5 protein-coding genes are annotated in these 4,526 nt (G+C 40.5%); 3 read left to right on the top strand and 2 right to left on the bottom strand.

The window, feature by feature from the left end:
- Nucleotides 1–194 precede the first annotated feature (194 nt).
- The 3 genes from VB775_RS22405 (at nt 195) to VB775_RS22395 (ending at nt 2,404) form a co-directional block, all read left to right on the top strand.
- A complete protein-coding gene (locus VB775_RS22405; protein ID WP_281008548.1) occupies nt 195–548 on the top strand; it encodes a sensor histidine kinase in 354 nt (117 codons plus the stop codon).
- A gap of 174 nt (nt 549–722) precedes the next feature.
- The gene (locus VB775_RS22400) at nt 723–1,823 is read left to right on the top strand and encodes a response regulator (RefSeq protein WP_281008549.1); all 1,101 of its coding nucleotides are present in this window, start codon (nt 723–725) and stop codon (nt 1,821–1,823) included.
- Between the two features lie 308 nt (nt 1,824–2,131).
- Nucleotides 2,132–2,404 carry a hypothetical protein gene (locus VB775_RS22395; RefSeq protein ID WP_281008550.1) on the top strand — a complete coding sequence of 91 codons (273 nt, stop codon included), beginning with the start codon at nt 2,132–2,134 and terminating at the stop codon, nt 2,402–2,404.
- 170 nt (nt 2,405–2,574) lie between these two features.
- Here the strand turns inward: VB775_RS22395 and VB775_RS22390 are convergent, their stop codons facing one another.
- Together VB775_RS22390 and VB775_RS22385 are read right to left on the bottom strand one after the other, a co-directional pair.
- Nucleotides 2,575–3,402 carry a PhzF family phenazine biosynthesis protein gene (locus VB775_RS22390; protein ID WP_281008551.1) on the bottom strand — a complete coding sequence of 276 codons (828 nt, stop codon included), beginning with the start codon at nt 3,400–3,402 and terminating at the stop codon, nt 2,575–2,577.
- Nucleotides 3,403–3,548: 146 nt separating this feature from the next.
- Nucleotides 3,549–4,280: a hypothetical protein gene (locus VB775_RS22385; RefSeq protein ID WP_281008552.1), complete on the bottom strand. Its 732-nt coding sequence runs from the start codon at nt 4,278–4,280 to the stop codon at nt 3,549–3,551.
- Nucleotides 4,281–4,526 lie beyond the last annotated feature (246 nt).

The raw sequence follows: 4,526 nt of genomic DNA, 5'->3' as shown, positions 1-4,526 counted from the left end.
TTATGTGTGAGAATATTAGCTACTTACATTGGTTTAGGAGGATAGTGATTTTAAGCTGAAATCACTATTTTGATAGGTGTAGTGTATCCATTTTTGGTGTTTCTTCACTTTTGATTCAACACTTCTGATCTTCAAGTAATATATCAATTGAAAATCTTCATTTTCAAAATGATCTGCCAACCCTAATCGTGAAAATGGATGAGAAACTATTGCGCCAAATCTTAACTAATCTCCTCACAAACGCAATTAAATATTCTCCACAAAATAAAATAGTTGATTTCCAACTTACCGTACAGCAAGATCATGCGATCTTTACCATAAGCGATCATGGCATTGGCATTCCTGACGAAGATTTAGAACATTTATTTGGTGCGTTCCATCGAGGTAAAAATGTGGGAATATTACCTGGCACTGGATTGGGGCTATCAATTGTTAAAAAATGTGTTGATATTCATGGTGGCTTAATATCAGTAGAAAGTAAGTTAGATATTGGTACTAAATTTACAGTTGTTTTACCAATTTCTGATGAAGAACTTCTATCTGAATAATTTGCCAAGCGCTAAGATGAGAGGCAATGCTAAGCATTGCCTCTCATCTTAGCGCTTGGTTATTAATACTTAGTACTAAAAACGATATATCTTAATACTTTTTATGTGTTATATCTTAGATTTACTATTGATCGCTGTCGGTATAATGTTGCTTAAAGATATTAGCCATCTAGCATGAAAAAAATTCTCCTCATCGAAGATAATCCAAATGTCTTACTAAATACCTCTAGAATGCTACAAGCTGAGGGTTATATGGTGATCAGCGCCGATAATGGTCGTGCTGGTTTAGAGATGGCGCAGCAGCATATACCTAGCTTGATCATCTGCGATATTATGATGCCTGAAATTGATGGCTATGGAGTTATCACATCTCTCCGTAATAATCCAGCGACAACGACAATCCCTTTTATATTTCTCAGCGCCAAATCTGACAAAAATGATTTTCGTCAGGGCATGGAATTGGGATCAGATGACTATTTGACTAAACCTTTTACTAGGGATGAACTATTGGGGGCTATCAATGCTCAGTTTAAGAAACAAGAAATAATTAATAGTTATTACAGACAAGAGTTAGCTAACTTACGTGGCAATATCTCTAAATCACTACCTCACCAGTTGTTGTTCCCTGCGATCGAAGTCATGGGTTTGGCAGATATTTTGGTCAAAAATTATCATGCGATGCAAGCCCATGAAGTACCTGATATTGGTAAGCGTATTCGGAACGCGGGGCGGGATATGCATGAAATGGTCAAGAAATTTCTGATGTATGCCGAGTTAGAATCAACGGAGAACAATACGGAATGGCTTAACCAAATCCGCAATAGTAAAGCAACTTTTGTTGACATTGAGATTTCTAGCTGTGCCAAAAAGATTGCCGAGAACTATGGTCGTAATTCTGATTTGCATGTTGATATTAAAGATGCCAGTATTCAAATCTCAGACTCTTACTTAAATGTAATTGTTAAGGAACTTGTTGATAATGGGTTCAAGTTTTCTCCTGAAGGAACTGGAGTAAATGTTTTAGGAAGTTACGATGACAAAGAATTTTGTCTGAGTGTAACCGATCATGGTCAGGGGATCGAACCAGAACAGATTGCTAATTTTGGTGCATATATCAAATTTGAGAAAAAGCTCTATATTCAGCAAGGAACTGGGCTGGGCTTGGCAATCGCTAAGCGTCTGCTCGATCTGCATGGTGGTAGGTTAGAAATTGAAAGCATTCCCTACGAGGTGACTGTAGTAAGAGCTTTTTTGCCTTTAATCAATCGTAAGTAATACCAAAACACAAAATGGCTACGCCATTTTGTGTTTTTAAAACCCTCACTGGGTTTGGTTTTCAATGCACAAAAGTGTGGCAACACTTTTGTGCATTGGTATAAAAGTGGCGGTGCGAAGCGCCGCCACTTTTATTGGGTTTTAAAACAGGTAACGGCTTAGCCATTGTCTGTTTTGGTATTAGGGGTGATTGCAGTCACTTGTTTATACTTAAAACTGTCACAAGCTAGACCATTTAGCCATCACAGTTTGCTAAAGCTAATTAGTTGAACATAGGAGATGTGAAGAGCGTCCTGTGTCAGCTAGTTATGATTATTCTATCTTTATCTGAAATTCAAATAACTAATTTCTCAACGCCGTGGGGAGATGAGCAAGGAATTAATTATTTAGGAAAGACTTTTTTGCCGATCAATATCCATGCGAATCAACAGGAAGCGATCGCCGCCTGTCGTCGTGACTTAGATTTAGGAATGCTTTCCATCATTGTTGATGAGGGCGATCGCGTATCCCTATGGTGGTATTTCTCGGAATCGATCCACTCTGAATCTAGTGATTTTGAGGATTGCTTTATAAAGCTATAGGCAAGTTTTGCTGACCCAAATAAATAAACGTAAGTTCGATATAGCCATTAGCGGCGTGCGAAGCACGCCGCTAATGGCGAAAGATGGTAAGAATCGCTAAGCGATTCTTACCATCTTTCGCTTTCGTCGAACTGACGTTAAATAAAGGCGGCGCTTCGCGCCGCCTTTATTTATTTGGGTTTTATGGTGATCTGACCACGCAAAAAGGTTATGGCTTCACCTTTCAGCAAAACTCTAGTACCGCGATCGCCAACTTGAAGCTCACCAGTACGTGCTGATAGCTGTTTGGCTTTGAGATCACTTTTACCGAGATGGTTTGCCCAATAGGGGGTGAGACTGCAATGGGCGGAGCCAGTGACTGGATCTTCAGGAATTCCCGCTTTAGGCGCAAAAAATCGCGACACAAAGTCGTAGGGGCTTTCAGGATCAGCGATCGCCGTAATAATAAATCCAAACCCATCTAATTTGGCGATAAGGTCAAATTGCGGCTGAAAGTTTTTGACTAGGGATTCCGACTCTAATAATACCGTTAAGTAATCTTCAGCCTGTCCAAGGACTTGATAGGGGTGATCGCAGAATATTTCTGCTAATACTTGGAGCGATCGCTCTGAGCAAGTTTTATAAAATATAGCGGGAAAATCCATCACAATTAGCTGCTCTTCAAAGCTAATTGCTAAATCGCCGCTCAATGTGGAGAAAATGAGAGGTAATTGGGGATCAATTACCTCTAGTTCGCGCAAATAATGGGCGATCGCAAGTGTGGCATGACCACAGAGCGGTACTTCTTGGGTCGGCGTAAACCATCGCAATTGAAAATGATTTTGTGAAGAATTTTTGTCTAAAGGCTTAACAAATGCGGTTTCTGAGAGATTCATCTCCGCAGCAATTTGCTGCATTTGAGCATCTTCAGGAAATTGCTCAACCAATGTCGTAGCGGCGGGATTACCGCGAAATGATTGATTAGTAAATGCGTCAATAATAGCGATCGATAGTTGCATAAGTAGCTGGTTGCAATTAAATGTAAAACCCTAAAACCTGTGGCGCAAGCGCAGCTTGCGCCACAGGTTTTGGCTCTGGGTTTTAATTATGCCCACCAGCTCAATATTTTGTAGTAGCGCCCCTTTGGGACGCTACTACTAACGAACTAAGGGATTGCTAGCTCTGCGTTTATAACTTGATTGTTAGATATTCTGAAGAAGTAATCTTTTAATTGTGTAAATCTTGGCTCGATCGCGCCAAAAGTTAAAATCGCTAACTTGTTATTACGACGTTGTAATTTACTATTAGCCTGAAATTTAATTTGCTGACCGCCAATTGTCACCGTCGATGTCCAGACAATCACGATATTACCCGTTGACTCAACTACAGGCGATCGCATCTCAAAATCAGTCTGATCGCCATACATACCCTTAATCATTACCGCAAAAACATCACTCAAACGATTCTCTGGGATTTCGCTCGGCGGTACAAAAATATTGGTGGAAATTGTCGCTCGTCCCGCCTGTTCATTCCAAGTCACCAGTAACTCACCTGTTTGGCTTTTATCAATCAGCTTCCAGCCCTTCGGTACATCCATTTCCAAAATCCCCGAACGATGTTTGTAAGGTTCGAGTTCTTTTATTTCTAGTTCGGGTAAAGTACTTGGAGCGATCGCAGGTTTAGGGCTTGACGTAGGGACGCTAGTTGATGCAGGAGTTGCCGTTGTAGTATTTGTATTTGTAGGCGTAGGTGTTGGGGAAACTTTGGTGGTATCGTTCGCAGGCATAGAGAAATTATTACCATTCTCAGAGTTACCACAGGCGTTAAATAATCCTGTGGCGATCGCTGATAGTAATAAAACCGATAGCCTGATCGATATTTTTCGCAAAAGAAACATAATGTTGCGCCCTCAAGCAGACCCAGATAGTTTATAGCAGTTATGGTTGTCGCCTTACAAGCTAATACCAAAACACAAAATGGCGTAGCCATTTAGCTGTCGCCAAACCAAACTAATTGAACGTCAGTTCGACAGAGTAGACAAAAGCAAAAGAAAAGCTGAGACTAGGTTTGACAAACTAAAAGCCTCAGCAATATGAACAGTATCGTATCGCACTTGGATATCACGCGAATCTTCTGTGAAGTG

Source organism: Pseudanabaena sp. CCNP1317, assembly GCF_034931345.1.
In the GTDB taxonomy this organism is placed as follows: domain Bacteria; phylum Cyanobacteriota; class Cyanobacteriia; order Pseudanabaenales; family Pseudanabaenaceae; genus Pseudanabaena; species Pseudanabaena galeata.
The sequence above is the reverse complement of the archived record's forward strand: the minus strand, read 5'-3'. Positions and strand labels throughout refer to the sequence as shown.